At 54.6% G+C, this 571-nt stretch carries 1 protein-coding gene; it reads left to right on the forward strand.

Annotation, left to right across the window (positions count from 1 at the left end):
• Window positions 1-16: 16 nt before the first annotated feature.
• Window positions 17-571 (forward strand): hypothetical protein (locus tag AB4Z30_RS29965; RefSeq protein ID WP_441931228.1); only part of this gene is annotated, 555 nt, incomplete at its 3' end.

Here is a 571-nt window from a genome sequence, read left to right on the forward strand (position 1 = left end):
ACAGTAACACAGTAACGTGAATGACCGCGAGCGTACCGCAAACAGTAGCTATGCCAGCGAAAGCCGTGGCATGCTGGATCTGGGTCTGAACGCGAAAGCAGAAGGGGAGAGTGCAACGATGGCTCAATCCGAACGCAATAGTAACGTGAACGACCGTGAGCGCAACGCAAGCAGCAACTATGCCAGCGAAAGCCGTGGCATGTTGGATCTGGGTCTGAACGCGAAAGCGGAAGGAGAGAGTGCAACAATGGCTCAATCCCAACGCAATAGTAACGTGAACGACCGTGAGCGCAACGCAAGCAGCAACTATGCCAGCGAAAGCCGTGGCATGCTGGATCTGGGTCTGAACGCGAAAGCGGAAGGGGAGAGTGCAACAATGGCTCAATCCCAACGCAATAGTAACGTGAACGACCGTGAGCGTACCGCAAACAGCAGCTATGCCAGCGAAAGCCGTGGCATGCTGGATCTAGGTCTGAACGTGAAAGCGGAAGGGGAGAGTGCAACAATGGCTCAATCCGAACGCAATAGTAACGTGAACGACCGTGAGCGCAACGCAAGCAGCAACTATGCC

This window comes from Paenibacillus sp. 2TAF8 (genome assembly GCF_052114825.1).
Lineage (GTDB): Bacteria > Bacillota > Bacilli > Paenibacillales > Paenibacillaceae > Paenibacillus.